The 17,178-nt window shown below is 40.9% G+C and carries 15 protein-coding genes; 3 read left to right on the top strand and 12 right to left on the bottom strand.

What is annotated here, in order from left to right; translation table 11 throughout:
• The first annotated feature begins 310 nt into the window (after nt 1–310).
• Both ACT3RN_RS06345 and ACT3RN_RS06340 read left to right on the top strand, forming a co-directional pair.
• On the top strand, nt 311–1,075 hold the full coding sequence (locus ACT3RN_RS06345) for a hypothetical protein (protein WP_442440053.1): 765 nt from the start codon (nt 311–313) through the stop codon (nt 1,073–1,075).
• A 120-nt stretch (nt 1,076–1,195) separates the two neighbouring features.
• Nucleotides 1,196–1,936: an MHYT domain-containing protein gene (locus tag ACT3RN_RS06340; protein ID WP_192519003.1), complete on the top strand. Its 741-nt coding sequence runs from the start codon at nt 1,196–1,198 to the stop codon at nt 1,934–1,936.
• 122 nt (nt 1,937–2,058) lie between these two features.
• Here ACT3RN_RS06340 and ACT3RN_RS06335 read toward each other — a convergent pair whose 3' ends face one another.
• Complete coding sequence (locus tag ACT3RN_RS06335; protein ID WP_192519004.1) at nt 2,059–3,210, bottom strand: ATP-grasp domain-containing protein; 1,152 nt, start codon at nt 3,208–3,210, stop codon at nt 2,059–2,061.
• 333 nt (nt 3,211–3,543) lie between these two features.
• Between ACT3RN_RS06335 and ACT3RN_RS06330 the strand changes: the two genes are divergently transcribed.
• Nucleotides 3,544–4,800 (top strand): TerD family protein, encoded by a 1,257-nt coding sequence (locus tag ACT3RN_RS06330; protein WP_192519005.1) that lies wholly within the window; start codon nt 3,544–3,546, stop codon nt 4,798–4,800.
• 140 nt (nt 4,801–4,940) lie between these two features.
• On the opposite strand, the gene ACT3RN_RS06325 is transcribed toward ACT3RN_RS06330, so the two are convergent.
• The 11 genes from ACT3RN_RS06325 to ACT3RN_RS06275 form a co-directional block, all read right to left on the bottom strand.
• Nucleotides 4,941–5,552: a TerD family protein gene (locus ACT3RN_RS06325; RefSeq protein WP_192519006.1), complete on the bottom strand. Its 612-nt coding sequence runs from the start codon at nt 5,550–5,552 to the stop codon at nt 4,941–4,943.
• Between the two features lie 56 nt (nt 5,553–5,608).
• The gene (locus tag ACT3RN_RS06320) at nt 5,609–6,361 is read right to left on the bottom strand and encodes a TIGR00266 family protein (RefSeq protein WP_192519007.1); all 753 of its coding nucleotides are present in this window, start codon (nt 6,359–6,361) and stop codon (nt 5,609–5,611) included.
• A gap of 201 nt (nt 6,362–6,562) precedes the next feature.
• Nucleotides 6,563–7,138 (bottom strand): TerD family protein, encoded by a 576-nt coding sequence (locus ACT3RN_RS06315; RefSeq protein WP_192519008.1) that lies wholly within the window; start codon nt 7,136–7,138, stop codon nt 6,563–6,565.
• 390 nt (nt 7,139–7,528) lie between these two features.
• Nucleotides 7,529–8,596, bottom strand: a complete 1,068-nt coding sequence (locus tag ACT3RN_RS06310; RefSeq protein ID WP_192519009.1) for a DUF475 domain-containing protein — start codon at nt 8,594–8,596, stop codon at nt 7,529–7,531.
• A gap of 267 nt (nt 8,597–8,863) precedes the next feature.
• The gene (locus tag ACT3RN_RS06305; protein WP_192519010.1) at nt 8,864–9,439 is read right to left on the bottom strand and encodes a TerD family protein; all 576 of its coding nucleotides are present in this window, start codon (nt 9,437–9,439) and stop codon (nt 8,864–8,866) included.
• 249 nt (nt 9,440–9,688) lie between these two features.
• Nucleotides 9,689–11,986 (bottom strand): bifunctional 23S rRNA (guanine(2069)-N(7))-methyltransferase RlmK/23S rRNA (guanine(2445)-N(2))-methyltransferase RlmL, encoded by a 2,298-nt coding sequence (gene rlmKL / locus ACT3RN_RS06300; RefSeq protein WP_192519011.1) that lies wholly within the window; start codon nt 11,984–11,986, stop codon nt 9,689–9,691.
• A gap of 351 nt (nt 11,987–12,337) precedes the next feature.
• Nucleotides 12,338–12,739, bottom strand: coding sequence for a hypothetical protein (locus ACT3RN_RS06295; RefSeq protein WP_192519012.1), 402 nt, complete (start codon nt 12,737–12,739; stop codon nt 12,338–12,340).
• Between the two features lie 296 nt (nt 12,740–13,035).
• Nucleotides 13,036–14,235 (bottom strand): mechanosensitive ion channel family protein, encoded by a 1,200-nt coding sequence (locus tag ACT3RN_RS06290; protein ID WP_225739133.1) that lies wholly within the window; start codon nt 14,233–14,235, stop codon nt 13,036–13,038.
• Nucleotides 14,236–14,384: 149 nt separating this feature from the next.
• Nucleotides 14,385–15,881 (bottom strand): dihydrolipoyl dehydrogenase, encoded by a 1,497-nt coding sequence (locus tag ACT3RN_RS06285; RefSeq protein ID WP_192519014.1) that lies wholly within the window; start codon nt 15,879–15,881, stop codon nt 14,385–14,387.
• A gap of 73 nt (nt 15,882–15,954) precedes the next feature.
• Complete coding sequence (locus tag ACT3RN_RS06280; protein WP_192519015.1) at nt 15,955–16,452, bottom strand: peroxiredoxin; 498 nt, start codon at nt 16,450–16,452, stop codon at nt 15,955–15,957.
• Between the two features lie 167 nt (nt 16,453–16,619).
• Nucleotides 16,620–16,949, bottom strand: a complete 330-nt coding sequence (locus ACT3RN_RS06275; protein WP_192519016.1) for a hypothetical protein — start codon at nt 16,947–16,949, stop codon at nt 16,620–16,622.
• Nucleotides 16,950–17,178: the final 229 nt, after the last annotated feature.

Below are 17,178 nucleotides of genomic sequence, written 5' to 3'. Positions count from 1 at the left end.
CCCGCCTCTTCAGTTTGATTTGCTTATTTCAAGTTGAGAGTGGGGTCTATTAAGTAATAATAATGCTTATTTCCTTCTAAAAAGTATTTAATTTTTAGATTTGGACTGAACGATCGTTAAAGATAGGTGTTATTAAATAGCATTCTTTAAGTTATTTTCTATTTTAGCGATATTAATAGCTATAGTCACTGCACTACAAAAGAGTTATGTTTTGGATGAATATCATAAAACAATTTAGATAAGTCATTGAGTCTAGCTAAACAGCTTGGTGTTAAAAAGTTTGGCGATATTTTTAGAAAAGGAGTGATCTTTGAAATTTTCTTGTTCATTGGAAACATCTTCTGAGCGTATTCGTTTAGTCAATGTTATCTCACCGCTTATCAAAGCAGGTTATCAACTCTTATCCCAAAAGCAAGAGTCTTCAGAAAATGGCGGCAATATTATTCATGTTGTTGCCAAAAGCAGAGAGTCAAAGACACAAGAGGATTTAATCAATGATTTGTCTTCTATCGAAGGCTGTAGCCTTTTTCAGTTAGAAATAGATGAAGATGACAGTGCAGGTGCAGGTGCAGGTGCAGGTGCAGGTGCAGGTGCAAGTGCAGTAGATGCCGTCTCATCAGCACCACCAATGAAACAAAGCTTGGATGAAAAAAATGCTTTAACATCTATTGGTGCTCAGTATCCAGACATAGTAGATGTGGTTAGACGATATGAGAATGTCGTACCAAATGACATTCGCGATCAAGCATTGTATGAGTTAGGACGCAAGGTGGGTGGCGGTATTTATCAACGTGACTACTCTCTTGGTAGTCCATTAAAACTATCAGCAACCATTAGTCGTGAACTTGTACCAGCCTTAAAAGAATTTTCTAAGGTGAAAGCTAAAAACGATGTAATTTCGTTAATTAAATGCCCATTCTGCAAGTTGTCAGATAGCAACCATTCAGGCTGTCATTTTGTTGTTGGTTATATAGAAGGCTTCTTAGCAAGTAATCCTGCGGTAAAAGATGCTCAGGTCAGAGAGACAAGTTGTGGGGCTGGTAGTACCAATATTTGTGAATTTACCATTTGGTAAAAAATCATGCATAGACAGTTTAATGCCTATGAATAATAGTAATAAATGCATAAAGTATCTTGGTTCATCCAAACCAGTGTTGCTTAAGCTCAGTTTTGTTAAATATAGAGGGCGAAGAAAATGATAGAAGTTGAATATAACCTGCTTTTGGTGTTTATCTCATATGTTATTGCAGTACTTGGTTCTTATGTTGGCTTAAACCTTGCCATCCGCGTGCCATCTGCTAAGCCAGGAAACGATCTATACTTTTGGGTCGCATTGTCTTCAATCGCGCTCGGTGGTGCCATTTGGTCGATGCATTATATTGGTATGATGGCCGTTGATATGAAGATGCCGGTCACTTATGATTTAAGCTTGACTATTATCTCAATGTTACTTGCCGTTTTATTTGTTGCGGTTGGTATTGTTATCGTTGGTCGCGGAGAGCCTAATATGGCCAAGTTGATTGGCGGTGGAGTCATTACTGGACTTGGTATTGCGGCAATGCACTACACAGGTATGGCTTCAATGCAAATGGATGCAACCATGTCATATAACATGCCACTCCTAATGGTTTCAATTGCAATTGCAATCGTTGCAGCGATAACTGCGTTATGGTTAGCGTTTAATCTACGAGGCACATTACAACGCTTTGGTAGTGCGTTTTTGATGGGGCTAGCGGTTTGTGGTATGCACTATGTTGGTGTGGCAGCTATGGATATGCAGATGACAGGTAATATGATGCCTATGAGTCATTCATATGTTCATCCTACTTCTTCATCAATGATTATCTTTATCGGTTCAGTAGTTGTATTGGGATTACTATGGATTTTAGCCTCTAAAAATGCACCTAAAAAAGAGAATCTAGTATTTGGTGAATAACACTCAGCCATGACTGTTCTGTTTATTAAGTCGCTTATAACAAAAAAGGTTTTTAGAATTTAATTCTAAAAACCTTTTTTATGCCGTACTGTTTTTGAATAAAAGCCAGTCGTATATATACTCTAATCAATGATGGCTTCTTCTATCTTGACACTCGTCATGATAGAGCGTACTTGGCAGGGCTTTATCTGTTGGATGATGTCAGACAGTTTAGGCTTGCTTGTTAGGCCTAACCAATAAGCAAAGCCGACTTGGGTTAAGTCTATACCACAATGAGTCGTATAACCTATACCACCCGATGGACGACTGTTAATTTCCAATACACGGTGCTTACCTTCGTCATCAGCTTTGGTCTGCACACTGACGATACCATCACAGTTAAACGCTTTAATGAGCGGAATGACCACATCCATAACAGATTTTTCGTAGCCAATATGCTGGACCTTCCCAGTTTTGTAGCGAGTGACTGCAGCCAGTACTTCGCCATATTCGCACACGACATCGATAGAGTATTCTTGTCCTGATAAGTAAGGCATCAATAGCATAGGAATGGGGCGATCATGTACCATTGAGCTGTTCTTATAGGCGTTTAGAAATTGTGTAGTGCTGATTTTTTTTTGTTCAGTAAAGTATAAATGCTCAAAGCTATCATATTGATTTATCGTTTCTTTACCTGAATCTAATCTCCAAAATCCTTGCGCAAAAATACCAGTCACTGGTTTGACGCATAAAGGTTGATGACCATGTTTGGCAAGTAAGGACTCAAGCTCGTTGACGTTGTCAAAACGCCAAGCCTCTGCGACTGGAATATCATGCTGATGACACTGTTGCATAAAGGCAAATTTATCATCAATTGACTCTAAAGATGAAACGCTGGTTGCGCCGGTTAATAAACGAATACCTGCAGCTTCAAATATCTCACGATGGGCTTCATAATCAACCCCATTACGTCCAGTCAGTAATACTTTTACTTTGTCTTTTTTTGCTTGCTCTAAGACGAACTGCCAGCGTGACATCAGTGGTGTAGTAGGTTCAGGCGCTGTTTGCTCATTATCACTTGCAGTGATGGCGTAAGGCTCAAAATAGATATTATCAGCAAACTCAAAAATCTCAGCTCTATTATCACGATGTGAGGCAATAATATTGAATGGTGTATGAGATTGCGCCTTTAATGACTGCAAACTGGCTAACATATCACGCTGACTTGATTGACCTTCGGCTAGCCAAGCAGCAGTTGATGTTATAGGGTAGCTATCGTTAGCAAGATTATTCATAATTCTCTCAGCAGTATCGTAGGTTTTAGATGTAATTGGATGATGTGATATTGTTATCTTAACAGTATTGGGAATGTAAGCAGGCGTGAAAAATAGCTCAATTTTAGGTTGCAAACATTGCTGACATTAACAGTTATTATATACACATACCCATTGTTATAAATGTAGTTAATAAAATAGCACTAAAGTTTTTTGGGATAGCTTTTGCACTGTTGCTGAATGAATATCTTGGCTCATATGGATAATGACATTCATGCTACTATATGAGGATAACCACGATGCCTCTTAGCGTCATGAACATATCGACATAATAAACAACTTAAAGGACGTATGATGAGTCAAGCTTTAATTGCAGGTGCCAATGCACCATTACCGACAGACAATATTAGCATCCGTATTCTGAGCCAAAATGCAATTGATTGTGCGGCTTATCGCTTGACCACGGAGGGTAAAGTACGCGGCGATGGCGATATGATATTTTATGGGCAAACACGTAGTGATGATGGCAGTGTCAGTTTTCGTGGTCACGATAGTGATGGGTTTTTTGATATTAACTTACCAGCGCAGCCTGCCAGTATTGAAAAAATAGCACTCGCGTTTTCTAGTGCGCAAACGCTTGCACAAGTGGGTGATGTCGATATTCAGGTGCTAAAAGGTAGTCAAGTATTGATGACTTGTCAACTGAGTGCTAATGGACGTGATGAAAAAGCGATTATTTTAGCGGAGTGTTACCGTAGGCAGGGTAATTGGAAATTTAGATTTATTGCGCAAGGATTTAATGGTGGGTTGAAGCCACTATCAGAACACTTCGGTGTTGAGATTGCTGATGAAACACCACCTCAGAGTCAGGATCAAAGCCAGTCTCAACCTATCAATACCCAGCGTCCAATTGATACGCAAAAAGCACGTAGTGCACCTCAGACAAGTACGCCGCCACCGATTCCGGCCAGTCCTTCAGTCAATTTAAGTAAAGTAACTTTAACCAAAAACCAATCCAGCATCAATCTGAAAAAGCGCGACGATTTTGGTAAAATATCAGTCAACCTAAACTGGAACCAACGCCCAGAAACTAATCAGCATGCACCCAAAAAAGGTCTGCTGGGAGATTTATTTAAACAGCATAAAGCGGGTGGTATTGATCTAGATATTGGTGCGATGATTCACTTGAAAAATGGTGAAAAAACACTGATCCAAGCATTAGGCAATCGTTTCGGCAGTTTGCAGTCAGCACCATATGTTTGCTTGCGTGCTGATGACAGAACAGGGCAGGTGAGTGGTGGTGAGTGGCTTGATATTAATGGCCAACAGTGGTCACAAATCGAAGAAGTATTTATCTTTGCTTTTATCTACGAAGGTGCACCCAATTGGGCACAAACCGATGGCGTGGTGACGATTGCCGTACCAGAGCAGCCACCGATTGAAACACGCTTAACCGAAGGTGCAGGCAATCTACCGATGTGTGCTATTGCTCGTTTGGTCAATCAACAAGGCAGTATCAATGTTGAGCGTATCAACCAATACTATAAAGGTCATCAAGAGATGGATAAAGCGTTTAATTGGGGCTTTAGCTGGAAGCGTGGTAGTAAGTAACCGTATTTATAGCTCCAGTTAATAGTCTTACTTGATAAAAAAATTAGCCCTTCTATTTATAGAAGGGCCAATTTTTTATAGTAACGTTGTAACGTTGTAACGTTGTAACGTTGTAACGTTAAAAGAGTTATTGAAACCAATTAAGCATGCGGTGTGATAGCAGGCATTAAATCATGGAAGGTACGACCAGAGGCTATTTCACCGATAGCATGCATTTTCCATTCATTGTTATGGCGATACACTTTTGCCATAACCATCGCCGTGTGACCGCCTTGCGCTGATAAGTTATAGCGAGCCACTTCTTGATTGTTATTGGCATTGACGATACGGCAAAACGCATTTTCTACTGTCTCAAATGTCTGACCAGTAAAGCTATTAACGGTAAAGACTAAAGAGGTAACACTTGCAGGGACTCTCGATAAATCTACATTGATGACTTCATCATCACCATCGCCATCACCAGTACGGTTATCGCCAGTGTGTACGATGCTGCCATCTTTTGATTTAAGTTGACTGAACCAAATGGCATCAACTGCTTGTTTATTAGCATCGAACATAATGCATGAGGCATCTAAGTCGATAGAGTCACCACCGCCACTGGCGCCACCGAATAATTTGCCTAAGAATCCACCTTTTTGACCTTGAGAGCTTTGTGCGACATCCCAGCCCAAACCTAATTTTACCTGTGTGAGATCGCCACCTGCTTCTTTACTAAGGGAGATCTTCTGACCTTTTTGTAAGCTAACTGCCATGTTCGTATCCTTATAATAGTTGTGAGTAAAACCGTTTAAAATAGTGCTAAGAGATGCTATAAGATGTTATCTAAAAACCCACCACCGCCACCACGTCCACCTGAGCTACTGCCTAATACACTTTGTAACCAACCTTGGTAGCTGTCACGATTTCGAGAGCAAATAATAACTTTACCAGTACCAGAGAAGTTCAAAACCATGCCTTCACCACTGGTGACTGAATTGATGATATTGCTCATAAACCCTTTTTTCTTACTGGTAGAGACCGATAACTTATAATCTAGATTTGAGTCCCAGCAAACGACGTGTCCGTTATCAATAATGACGTCTTTATCGGGCGTCACCTCAATCTCAAATAATGAACCGAAACCCGATACCACGACTTGACCTTGGCCCTGTGTCTGCATGACCATAAAGCCCCCAGTATCACCAAACACCGCACCACCAAGGTTACGCTGAATGTTGGCTCTGATATCGACGCCAGTTTGTGCAGCCACAAACGCACCATCACTAAGCGTATATTGCTGAGCACCACAATCAATGATTTGCATATCACCATCAAGCGTAGGCGCGAGTAAACAATCGCCTTCACCATTTACCGCTTCGATTTGTTGTTGAAATAACGATTCATCATTGGCAAAACGGCGCATAAGTGACTGCATCAATCCGCCTTGCAACTTACCTTTTAGCTCAAGGTTTGATTCCATCATTACCATTGCATTGGCTTCACAATAAATCGAATCGCCTTTTTTGAGGTTGCAATGCAAAAAAGGTTCGATGGTACCGATTAAGCTGAACGTTGCGGCCATGAGTTACCCATCCTTATTCTGATTTTTAAAACGTGCTCTTAGAGTCTGATTTTTAGAATGTTTGGTTTTTAGTTTTAGCGAGCCAATTAAAACTAAAGCCATCAAATGCTTTAAAATGGCACACTTGATGGCTTGTTTTTATCTCAATCAAATATTTAATTGAAATATCTATCTTGCTAAGCGATTACGTCAACACTAGGTTTATACGTTTACGCCATAAGAAGAGGCTAATGGCCCAAGACCACCGCTAAAGCCTTGACCCACGGCGCGGAATTTCCAATCGCCGTTGTGACGATATAGCTCACCAAAAATCATCGCTGTTTCAGTGCTACCGTCTTCTGATAGGTCATAACGTGCAATTTCAGACTGACCATTGTCATTTACAACACGGATGTAAGCATCGCCAACTTGACCAAAGTTTTGGTTACGAGCTTGACCTTCATAGATGATTGCGCAAACCGCTACTTTGCTGACATCGGCTGGGATATTAGCAAGATTGATTTTGATTTTTTCATCATCGCCATCACCTTCACCAGTACGGTTATCGCCAGTATGCTCTACGGCACCATTATCTGACTTTAGGTTATTGAAGAAGATAAAATCTTGATCGTTACGAACTTTCCCTGCTTCGTTGACCAAAAAGCCAATAGCATCTAGATCGAATTCTTGACCGTCAGTGGCACGTGGGTCCCAGCCCAAGCCGACAGTAATATTGGTTAAACCAGGGGCTTCTTTTGATAAGTTTACGTTGCCGCCTTTTGTTAAGCTAATAGCCATATAAATATCCTATTTATTAATAATTGAATGATAAGAAAACGAACTGAAAATGGTACAGTGGTCGATATGTAAGTGTAAACAAGCTATGCCTGTATAAGCTCTATATATCATTACGTTTTACTATACTAAGCGATTGCTTAGTAAGCAAGCCGTATTTTGTGCGCTTACTATATGCTTACTAAGCAGCATAATAACCGAGTGTCTCTGATACTTTTTTACAACTACGACAACAGTGGTTAAGGTATTGTTATCAAAAGTAAATTGTCTAATAATGAACACAGATATCAGAATCGAAATGATGGCTTGATATAAGAAAGGCTGTGTCAAATATATTGACACAACCTTTTTTTGATTTATTGACTGGCTTAGTTTTTTAATATCAAAAGCGCATCAATTGATAGACTTCGCTTCTTGCTTACGGTAGTTAAGTGACGCAACAAACGCCCAACCAATAAAGGCAATACCGATAAGACCAGTAATGACTTCTGGCACGTGGAATTTCACCGACAACAGCATGATAATCGCTAATGCACCAATCGCATAATGCGCGCCATGCTCAAGATAAACAAACTCGTCAAGCGTGCCTTTATCTACCAAGAAGATAGTCATAGAACGTACAAACATCGCACCAATGGCAAGACCTAGCATGATGACAATAACGTCGTTGGTAATGGCAAATGCACCAATAACACCATCAAAACTGAATGAAGCATCGAGGACTTCTAAGTATAAGAAGCCGATGATACCGCCTTTCATAATAGCGCTAGTCGCTGCTGCACCTGAACCATTTTCTTCGTTTTCTAGGTCTTCTTCAAGGTCACCTTCTAGCATGCCAGAGACAACCTGTACGCCAAGATAAACCAAGATACCCCAGACACCCGCAATCAATACAGCACCTGACTGCTCAGTACTGGCCCACGATACGGCAATCATCAAGACGATGAGAGCGACAAATACGCTCATGGCATCGACTTTGCCAAGCTTAGCCAAACGGCTCTCTAACCAATCAAACCAATGGACTTCTTTTTCATCAAAGATGAAGTTTAAGAAAACCAACAGTAAGAAAATACCACCAAATGCTGAGATTTCAGCATGATGCGCCATTAGCCTGGCTGAGTATTCTTCTGGTTGGTACAGAGCTAGATTGACGACTTCCATCATGCCAAGATCAGCGGTAACCGCAACGATGACAATAGGGAATACTAGGCGCATACCGAATACTGCGACTAAAATACCAACGGTTAAGAAGATCTTTTTCCAAAATTCGTCCCAGCCTTTGAGGACTGAAGCGTTGACCACCGCATTATCAAACGATAATGAAATCTCCATAACGGCCAAAATGGCAGTAATAGATAAGGTGGTTATCATGCCACCCATACCACCATGTGAATATCCCCACCACGCAGCTATCATCAAAGCGATAGCTGTGAAAATGAAGTCTAAATAAAAATGTCTCATGACATATCCTGTCTGGTTACGTAAAGCTAAAGTCGGTCTGCTATAGGCATAGCCTATGAAAAAGAGGTTATTGTTAGCCACTTTTTATGCATAAATTTAAATGAAACATATAGTATTACTGATTGTTTTACCATCTAAAACTACAACTATTTTGCAACTATTTGCAACCAGTGATGAGCATAGAGAATATACAGTGATGTCACCCTATATTGAGTGGTTATCTGATATAAGCGTTTATGCATATTACAAGTTACGATATAAAAGCGATTAAATATCTACACCATACTGCTGACACATCGCTTGTAAGCCGCCTGAGTAGCCTTGACCAACAGCGCGGAATTTCCACTCACCATTATGACGATACACTTCGCCGAACACCATGGCAGTCTCAACAGAGTAATCTTCTGCCAAGTCAAAACGAACCACTTCGGTACCTGTCTCTTCATTAACGACACGAATAAAAGCGTTAGCGACTTGACCGAAGTTTTGACTACGAGCCGCAGCGTCATGAATAGTCACTGTCACTACAATTTTATCGATATCGGCAGGTACTTGAGTCAGATTGACTTTAATGACTTCATCATCGCCATCACCTTCACCAGTACGATTATCACCAGTATGTTCAACAGCACCGTTGTCAGATTTTAATTGATTATAAAAGATAAAGTCATGATCACCGCGTACTTTACCAGCACCACTCAGTAAGAATACGCTGGCATCCAGATCAAACTCAGCACCAGAAGTTGCGCGCTCATCCCAACCTAGACCAATGAGTAGCTTGGTTAAATTTGGGTCAGTTTTGGTTAGCGATAAGTTACCGCCTTTATTAAGTGATAAAGCCATGAGATTATCCTTGTTATTAGAGTAGGGAGAAGTGCAATATCAAAGCAGTAGCCATGCGATTGAGTAAAGCTAAGCGAGCAAAATCGATAGTGTGATCAACATTATCAATTAACCATCGCCGCAAAACTATTGCTTAATAACGCCCTATCATAACAACAAAAAATGACCCAATCAAAGATGATTAGGTCATTATTATGTTTTATATAAAATACTGGGTTAGCAGATTTTTTAAGTGTTCACTGATATCGTTTAGCGATGGCGAATCTCAAAGCTTTGATGAATTGGTTTCTTGATATTAAAGTCAAAGCCAATGGTCTTTGGCGTGATATTAACGATGTCGTAGCGCTCGGTCAATTGCTCATCAAGCTCAAAGCGAGTAAAGTTATTTGAGAAATATAAGACACCATCAGAAGTTAATCGGTTCATTGCACGGTTAATGAGGGCGGCATGGTCACGCTGCACATCGAATGTACCCTGAAACTTTTTAGAGTTCGAAAAGGTCGGTGGATCGATAAAAATAATATCGAACTGTTCAGTATTGTCTTTAATCCATTCAAAAATATCAGCAGCGACGAATTGGTATTTGTTGCGACTGACGTCTAAACCATTAAGTACAAAGTTCTGCTTACCCCAATCCAGATAGTTCTGTGACAAATCGACACTGGTGACCTTTTTGGCGCCTGCCAATGCCGCATGGGCACTGGCTGTACAGGTATAGGCAAATAAGTTCAGTACAGATTTGCCGTGACTGTTGCTTTTAATACGCGCGCGCATGTTACGGTGATCGATGAATAGTCCCGTATCTAGATAGTCAGTAAAATTGACATAGAAATAAGCACCATCTTCGCGAGCGACATGGAACTTGCCACGCTTTTCAGTTGTGTTTTGCTTGCTATATTGATCATTGCCTGACTGGCGGGCACGGGTTTTGATAAAAACCTGTTCACGGTTAATGTTCAATACTTCGCGAATACCCATCAATGCTAGGTTAAAGCGTTTTTTAGCTGTTTCAGGTGGAATGGTTTTCGGCGGTGCATATTCTTGTACATGTACATATTCCCCATATAAGTCGATAGCAACCTTAAAATCAGGCAAGTCTGCATCATAAGCACGAATATTACTGACATTGTCTTTTTTGGCCAGTTTTTTGAGCTTGGCAAGGTTTTTTTGCAAGCGGTTAATAAAGTCTTGACCGTCTTCTACCTCAATTTCACGCTTTTCAAAACGACTGACAAGGTTGCCTGTTTGCCCTGCAATCAAGGTGCCATAACGGAAATAAACCGTAATAGCACCATTGTGACAGCGTAGTGTCTTAGGCTCTCTAATCGGTAATGTATCGACTTGCTCAACGTTAGCCGCCAAGATACCAAGCATTGGGTCAATGCCACTCCCTGCAAAGCTGTCTTGCAAAATAAGCCCAATCGCTTGATACAAGGGTTTAATCATATCTTCATCACCCAAACGCTCACCGTAAGGCGGGTTAGTGATGATCAAAGGATTGCTTAACCGACCGTCATTGACCATAGGTCGCAAGGTGTCATTGAGCTGATCAAGGGCACGTACCTCAAGATCAATCAATGGCATTAAATCATGTAAGCCTGCTGCAATTAAGTTCTTTTCGGTAGCGATTACCGCACCGCTATCGGCATCAAACCCTAAGATAAGTGGCAAAGTATCTGGCTGTTCAGAGGCAATGGCTAAGCCTTCGGCAAAACGTGTCTGTGCATCGTCAATCATTTGCTGCCATAACACCTCATCATGATGCTGCCATTGATAAAAACCAAATTGATTGGCTGCTTTATCGATACCCACGGCATAATCGCAATGCATCAGTAGCGCTTCGATAAGGAATGTACCAGAGCCACACATAGGGTCAATTAAAGCATTATAAAAAGGCGCGTTGCCAGCATCGTTTTTCTTATGCCAACCAGAACTATAGAGCAGGGCAGCTGCTAAGTTTTCTTTCAATGGTGCTTCGGTCATCGCCACACGGTAACCACGGCGATGCAAGCTGGTACCTGATAAATCCAAATACAGCTCAGCTTGCTTGTCATTCACCGTTGCAAAAATAGAGAAATCTGGGTTTTTGCTATCGACATTAGGACGGCTGTCATAAACTTCATTGAAGGTATCGGCAATCGCATCTTTGATACGCAGCATAGCAAACTGCTGGCTGACGGCCACGCGTTTATCGACCGATAGACGAATGGCAAAGGTTTGCTCTAAGTCGAATTGCTCAGTCCAATTGACTGATTTTGCCAAACCATAAATCTGCTCAGCCACATCGTATTCGGCATTGATGTTTTTACGTTTAATCAGCATCAACACACGAGAGGCGACTCGTGACCAAAGACAAATGGTATATAGGTCGCGCAAAGTACCCGTAACCGCCAAACGGCCTGTGCTTTTGATCTCACTGGTAATACCAAAACTGGTCAGTTCGGTCTGTAGCGGTGCCTCAAGCCCATCGGCACAAGTAATGATAAGGTTAAGCGACAACTCTTGTGAAGCTGTTGCTAAAGTCGAGGGCGCGGTTGTTTCGGTCATACGGATACCTGTGGGCTAAATTGATAAGTAATGCACATCATAAAATGAGATGTTTAACCGGCAATTTTACCATATTTCCATAAATTTAGTTTAAAAGCTGTCTAGGTCGCGTTCTCAGTCTGAACGTTAAACTATAAATGGACTAAAAGTGGTTAAATCATTGCCAAACTGCGCCAAGTAGCTTGCTAAAATCTCGATATTATCTGTACTGTTCTTCTTGTTTGACTGCTGTTTATTTCACGTTTATCGCCATTCTAAAATGAGGATCTGCGCTAGCATTATAAGAGGCAATGTCACAATGGTTAATAAACCTGTAAGAAACTGGTAAGTTAACGTAATATTTGTTCTATACTAAAGAAATGGAGAGGATAACCACAGTAACCGTAGCAGATGACCATCCAATATTTTTGGAGGGTTTGATACTTTTGCTATAAAGGTTTGATAGAAGTCATTACTGCCATTAGCAATATCAAGATAATGTCTAATAGTTCCTGATGGTTCATTTGACGCGTCTTTACGAGGGCCTTGTCCTGTAGCGTTGATACCTTGGTTAGTCTTTATGAAGCTTGAAGGGTCACCCGAACCTAACACCCAAGGAGTAATAGGATGACCGATGTGATTACCGAATCCACTGGCCGGCGGATTTAGCTCAAAGTCTCCATTAGTCAGTTGGCTGGCAAATGCTCCTGTCGTCAATATTAAACTAGTACCAGCTACACTCAAGGCTTGAGTGAGTCTTAATTTTATTTGCATGCGTAGAGCTCCCTATCAGTAATCAATCAACGTTGACCAGACCTGCTGCAAGAGTATCAATCTATACGAGCAATTCATTTACTTAATAAGCACATCTGTTGCGCTTTGCATTGACTGATGCCAGAGATCTGTTGCTTACTGTTTCAGCATATCAAGGATTCAGCAAAAATGTACCTGTAGACATCTGCAGATACATGCGATAAAAGCTGAATGAATTGGAAGTTAAACTTACTTCAATAGAGTTAAGTTGAGCTGGCTTTAAAAGCTGACATTAAAAGAAGTGCTACATATGCACATCAATGATCTGTCTTAGTTAAGGTAGGTGATGTCAGTTTATCGTTTGAAACGAACTCAGTCGTAGTCGCAAACGGCTTGGTTGCGATAGGGTAGTCGACGTCTTTTGGCATGAGTAAACGCATATGAGGATACGGAGTTGAGATATTCGCCGCATCAAGCGCATGTTTGATATCTTCTCTTAAATTCTCTTTAATTTTGGGCATACGTGCAACAGCGGCTGGTTTAACCCAGAACCGCACAATAAAGAACACACCATACTCACCAACTTCATCAACAGTGGCTGAGGTTTCGGGACGGCTCAGTACCACCTCAGTGTCAGTGAGCACTTGTAAAATCGCGTTGCGAGCAGTATCGATATCATCTTCAAAGGCAATACGGACACGAATGTCAAAACGTATAAAGCTTTTTGAGGTTAAGTTGGTAACCTCAGATGAGGCGACATTAGAGTTTGGGATAATGACAGTGATGTTATCTCGAGTCAGAATATGGGTGGTGCGTAAGGCGATAAGTACCACACGACCTTCATTTTCGTTAATATGAATCCAGTCACCTACTTGAAAAGATTGCTCAAGTAAGATCGTGATACCAGCGATAAAGTTAGCCAGTGTTGATTGAGCGGCAAAACCGACTGCTAAACCTACGATACCTAAACCTGCTACCAATGACACGATGTCAAAACCAAATTGTGCCATGACGCTAGCGAGTCCGAGTACTAATAGTAGTACAGACAAGATATTTTTGAGCAGTTGTTCTATGGACGCGTTGAGCCCATAATGTTGCAAAACTCTATGAATGATTTGCCCTGAAGAGGTCCAAAGTACATAGTAAACCCCCGCCCAAGTGCTTGCTTTGGCAGTAGCTTTAATGGTGTCTGGTTCAAAGTAGATTTGACTCATGATGGCAATCAAACTTGCTACAATCCAAATATAACGCAGCACTGATCGGACAATCTTAATACGACGCTCATTCAAACGAATTTTTGTTTTACTTTGCTTTATGACATAAATGGCAAGCCAATAAAAAAATCCCAATACTGCAAGCAGTATTAGGATTTTGATAGCAGTACTTGCCAGTTCAACTGCTTGAGATGACCAGTCCAGTGACTCTTCATCCGCAGAGCCGCCAAGTGCAAGGTAAAGACTAGTATGGAGATCACGAACAATCTCTTTAAAAAAATCAGTAATACTAGCGATCGGCATTTTTTGATCCATGCATAGTTTGGTACATACAAAGTGTCTTACATAAGATATTTGATTATAAGTTATCTTAAGTCATTGGTACAATGAAATACAATATGCATGATGATTGATACTCAGTATATTTTTTAAGTCGGTAGCTGCACGGATCGTTAAAAGTTATCTTCCTGTGCATCTTGGTTCTGATAAGGTATTTCCATCTTATGCTGAACATCACGTAATGCAGTACGCAGACCTTCTAGTATGGTTGGGTGATAAAAAGGTGTGTCAAGCATATTCTTAACACTTATGTCGTTGGTAATTGCTGTTGCCAAAATATGACCGATATATTCAGCATCAGGTCCTACCATACTTGCGCCTAGAATTCGGTCGGTTTTTTTGCAGCCATAAATATGCAGTAAGCCACAGTTGACACCCATCACGCGACTACGCCCCTGATTGTCAAAACTGACGCTACCGATGACATACTCTAAGCTTGAGTCTTGCTGGATTTCTGGTAATGACATGCCGACATTGGCAATTTGTGGTGAGCAAAAGACGATAGAGAAAGGAATTGCTGGCGGGCGTATATAAGCATGCTTTTTATTACCACAAATCATATTACCTGCACTATAGCCTTCATCACTGGCTACATGTAACAGCGGTATGTTTACATTGGCATCACCAACAATATAGACATTTAAATCACCAATTTTTCCTGTTTTTTTACTCAAGTTTTTTGGACGCTCTTTTTCATCAAGCTCAACTCCTAGATTTTCGATTCCCAGTTGTTTTATGGTATTGCGGCGACCGGTTGCGACTAGTACATATTCACCTTGCCATTGTTGCTTTTCACCCGCGCTGTTTTTATAATCGAGAAATGCTATTGGCTTTTTACTACTTTGGTTTTTCAATGTGCCCACATTGCCGATTTCACTACCCAAATGCATAGTTAGCTCATTGCTTAAGCAGTCGATCGCTTTATCATTAATATCATTATCTTGAAGTCCAGCTACGCGTTTGACACGATTAAATAGAGTGACCTCTACACCTAAACGTGTGAATGCTTGCGCAAGTTCTAGGCCAATGGCTCCAGCGCCAACAACAGCCATCGATTTCGGTAATTCTGGCAGCTCAAATACGATGTCAGACGTCAGTAAAGTATTACCTAGCTTATCAGCCCAGCCATCTGGAATAAATGGTGTGCTACCTGTGGCAACGATGATTTTTTGGGCCTCAATCACCTGATTATTTACTTCGATCAATCCATGCTCATTGATATGTGCACGGCCGTCGATTTTCTTATCTTCAGGCCATTCTGCGACTTGTTTTTTGATGAAACTGGCAAAATGATTGCGCTCATCACGAACGCGCTTCATCACTTGCTTACTGTCAATTTGAGCTGTGGCGTGAATACCAAAATCTGCAGAATGATTGGCCTCGTGTGCACGTTCAGCGGCTGCAATCAACAGTTTGCTTGGCATACAGCCAACTTGAACACATGTAGTTGTCCAAAATCCATCATTAATGATGACGATGTCATCATGGGTTTTGCTGGCTTGGCGAAAGGCGTTTTGACCAGCAGTGCCTGCACCAATGACAGCTACGGATACTCTGCGCGTGATTTTGGGTGCGGCACTTTTGGCATCAGTATTAGACTTTTTACTCATATTATTCTCAAGTTATAAATGGATTATGACTTATTATATTTATCGTATTTAACATCGCTATTTGACTAAATAGTTAAGGGGTTAACGTTTCAAACAATCGCTCGGTATAGCCTTTAGCGCGTAAATTACGCTGAGCATGAGTTAGCATGCCATTTGTATCAAAAACAAATGCAGAGCGAACTAACCCTAGCGTTATCTTCCCGTACATGTTTTTTTCTTTGATGACCTCAAAATATTGGCATAATTTTTCGTCAGGATCGCTGATCAGCGCAATATTTAGGTCATGTTTCGCGATGAATTTTTCGTGCGACTGCACACTATCGCGTGAGACACCGATAATGTCATAGCCTAAGTCATCAAATTCGTTGAGATGCGCGGTAAACTCTGTCGCTTGCGTGGTACAGCCTGGTGTATTGTCTTTTGGATAAAAATACAGGATAAGTCCTTTATTAGTATTGGCCACCATCTCTTTTAGGTTTATCTCATCATGAATAAAGTTGCCATCTAGTTCTCGTACTATCGTGACGGGAAAGTCAGGTAAGTTTAGCTTTTCTGTGGTTGGCTTTGCCATTGTAGAGTCCTTATTCGTTTTGGTTGTATAGTGGTATTATCTGTAGATCGTATTCTTATTATAGGCAGATTAGCAGAAATACATAATCAGTTTTACATTTTATACCTTTATCACCAACAAAAAAGACTGGCTATTGCCAGTCTTTTTTATGTAGAAGGATTGGTGGGTTAAGCAGGCTTTTGAGGTGGCTGCAAATCTAAACCATCGGTACATTGCTGCAAATCTTTTTGCATGGTTTTGACATAAGGGAGACCAGAGGGGTCTTTTTTGTCTTGCGCGTAGCTTTCAATTTCCCACATTTGACCGATCGTCATTTTGCTGCGGACATCAATAGTACAATTACACAGTTTGGTCGCAGTGCTTTTATCAGCGACTTTGTATTTAACCGCACCATCAACGCAAGTATTAATATTATTTTGCTTAATATCCGCAGCATTTGCTTGTGGTATTGCAAAAATGGCAGCCAAGGCTAAGGGTAGTACTGATAAAAGCTTCATAAATATCCTCTTACAGGTGGAGTCAGTTTTCTGAGTGTGGTGCGCGGATTATTAGGGCATATTCTCATTTTAAAAATGCTGGTAAACATGAAATAGAGTTCTGTCAAACCAGAAAAGAAGCAGGTTGATATCGAAATATAAACCTACTATTTGATGATGTTTGGCAAATTCAGCCCATTTAGAGGACTATTGCTTTAACTGAGGGCGTGCCCTAACGATCCGATGATCA

It is taken from the genome of Psychrobacter sp. AOP5-GZ1-6 (assembly GCF_052376345.1).
GTDB lineage: Bacteria > Pseudomonadota > Gammaproteobacteria > Pseudomonadales > Moraxellaceae > Psychrobacter.
This window is presented reverse-complemented; position numbering and strand designations above follow the sequence as displayed.

Excerpts from the sequence above, each read along its gene's own strand:
- ACT3RN_RS06275 (WP_192519016.1), bottom strand. The coding sequence starts at position 16,949 with ATGAAGCTTTTATCAGTACTACCCTTAGCCTTGGCTGCCATTTTTGCA.
- ACT3RN_RS06330 (WP_192519005.1), top strand. The coding sequence starts at position 3,544 with ATGAGTCAAGCTTTAATTGCAGGTGCCAATGCACCATTACCGACAGAC.
- ACT3RN_RS06310 (WP_192519009.1), bottom strand. The coding sequence starts at position 8,596 with ATGAGACATTTTTATTTAGACTTCATTTTCACAGCTATCGCTTTGATG.
- ACT3RN_RS06335 (WP_192519004.1), bottom strand. The coding sequence starts at position 3,210 with ATGAATAATCTTGCTAACGATAGCTACCCTATAACATCAACTGCTGCT.
- ACT3RN_RS06320 (WP_192519007.1), bottom strand. The coding sequence starts at position 6,361 with ATGGCCGCAACGTTCAGCTTAATCGGTACCATCGAACCTTTTTTGCAT.
- ACT3RN_RS06315 (WP_192519008.1), bottom strand. The coding sequence starts at position 7,138 with ATGGCTATTAGCTTAACAAAAGGCGGCAACGTAAACTTATCAAAAGAA.
- ACT3RN_RS06295 (WP_192519012.1), bottom strand. The coding sequence starts at position 12,739 with ATGCAAATAAAATTAAGACTCACTCAAGCCTTGAGTGTAGCTGGTACT.
- ACT3RN_RS06280 (WP_192519015.1), bottom strand. The coding sequence starts at position 16,452 with ATGGCAAAGCCAACCACAGAAAAGCTAAACTTACCTGACTTTCCCGTC.
- ACT3RN_RS06340 (WP_192519003.1), top strand. The coding sequence starts at position 1,196 with ATGATAGAAGTTGAATATAACCTGCTTTTGGTGTTTATCTCATATGTT.
- rlmKL (WP_192519011.1), bottom strand. The coding sequence starts at position 11,986 with ATGACCGAAACAACCGCGCCCTCGACTTTAGCAACAGCTTCACAAGAG.
- ACT3RN_RS06290 (WP_225739133.1), bottom strand. The coding sequence starts at position 14,235 with ATGCCGATCGCTAGTATTACTGATTTTTTTAAAGAGATTGTTCGTGAT.
- ACT3RN_RS06285 (WP_192519014.1), bottom strand. The coding sequence starts at position 15,881 with ATGAGTAAAAAGTCTAATACTGATGCCAAAAGTGCCGCACCCAAAATC.
- ACT3RN_RS06325 (WP_192519006.1), bottom strand. The coding sequence starts at position 5,552 with ATGGCAGTTAGCTTACAAAAAGGTCAGAAGATCTCCCTTAGTAAAGAA.
- ACT3RN_RS06305 (WP_192519010.1), bottom strand. The coding sequence starts at position 9,439 with ATGGCTTTATCACTTAATAAAGGCGGTAACTTATCGCTAACCAAAACT.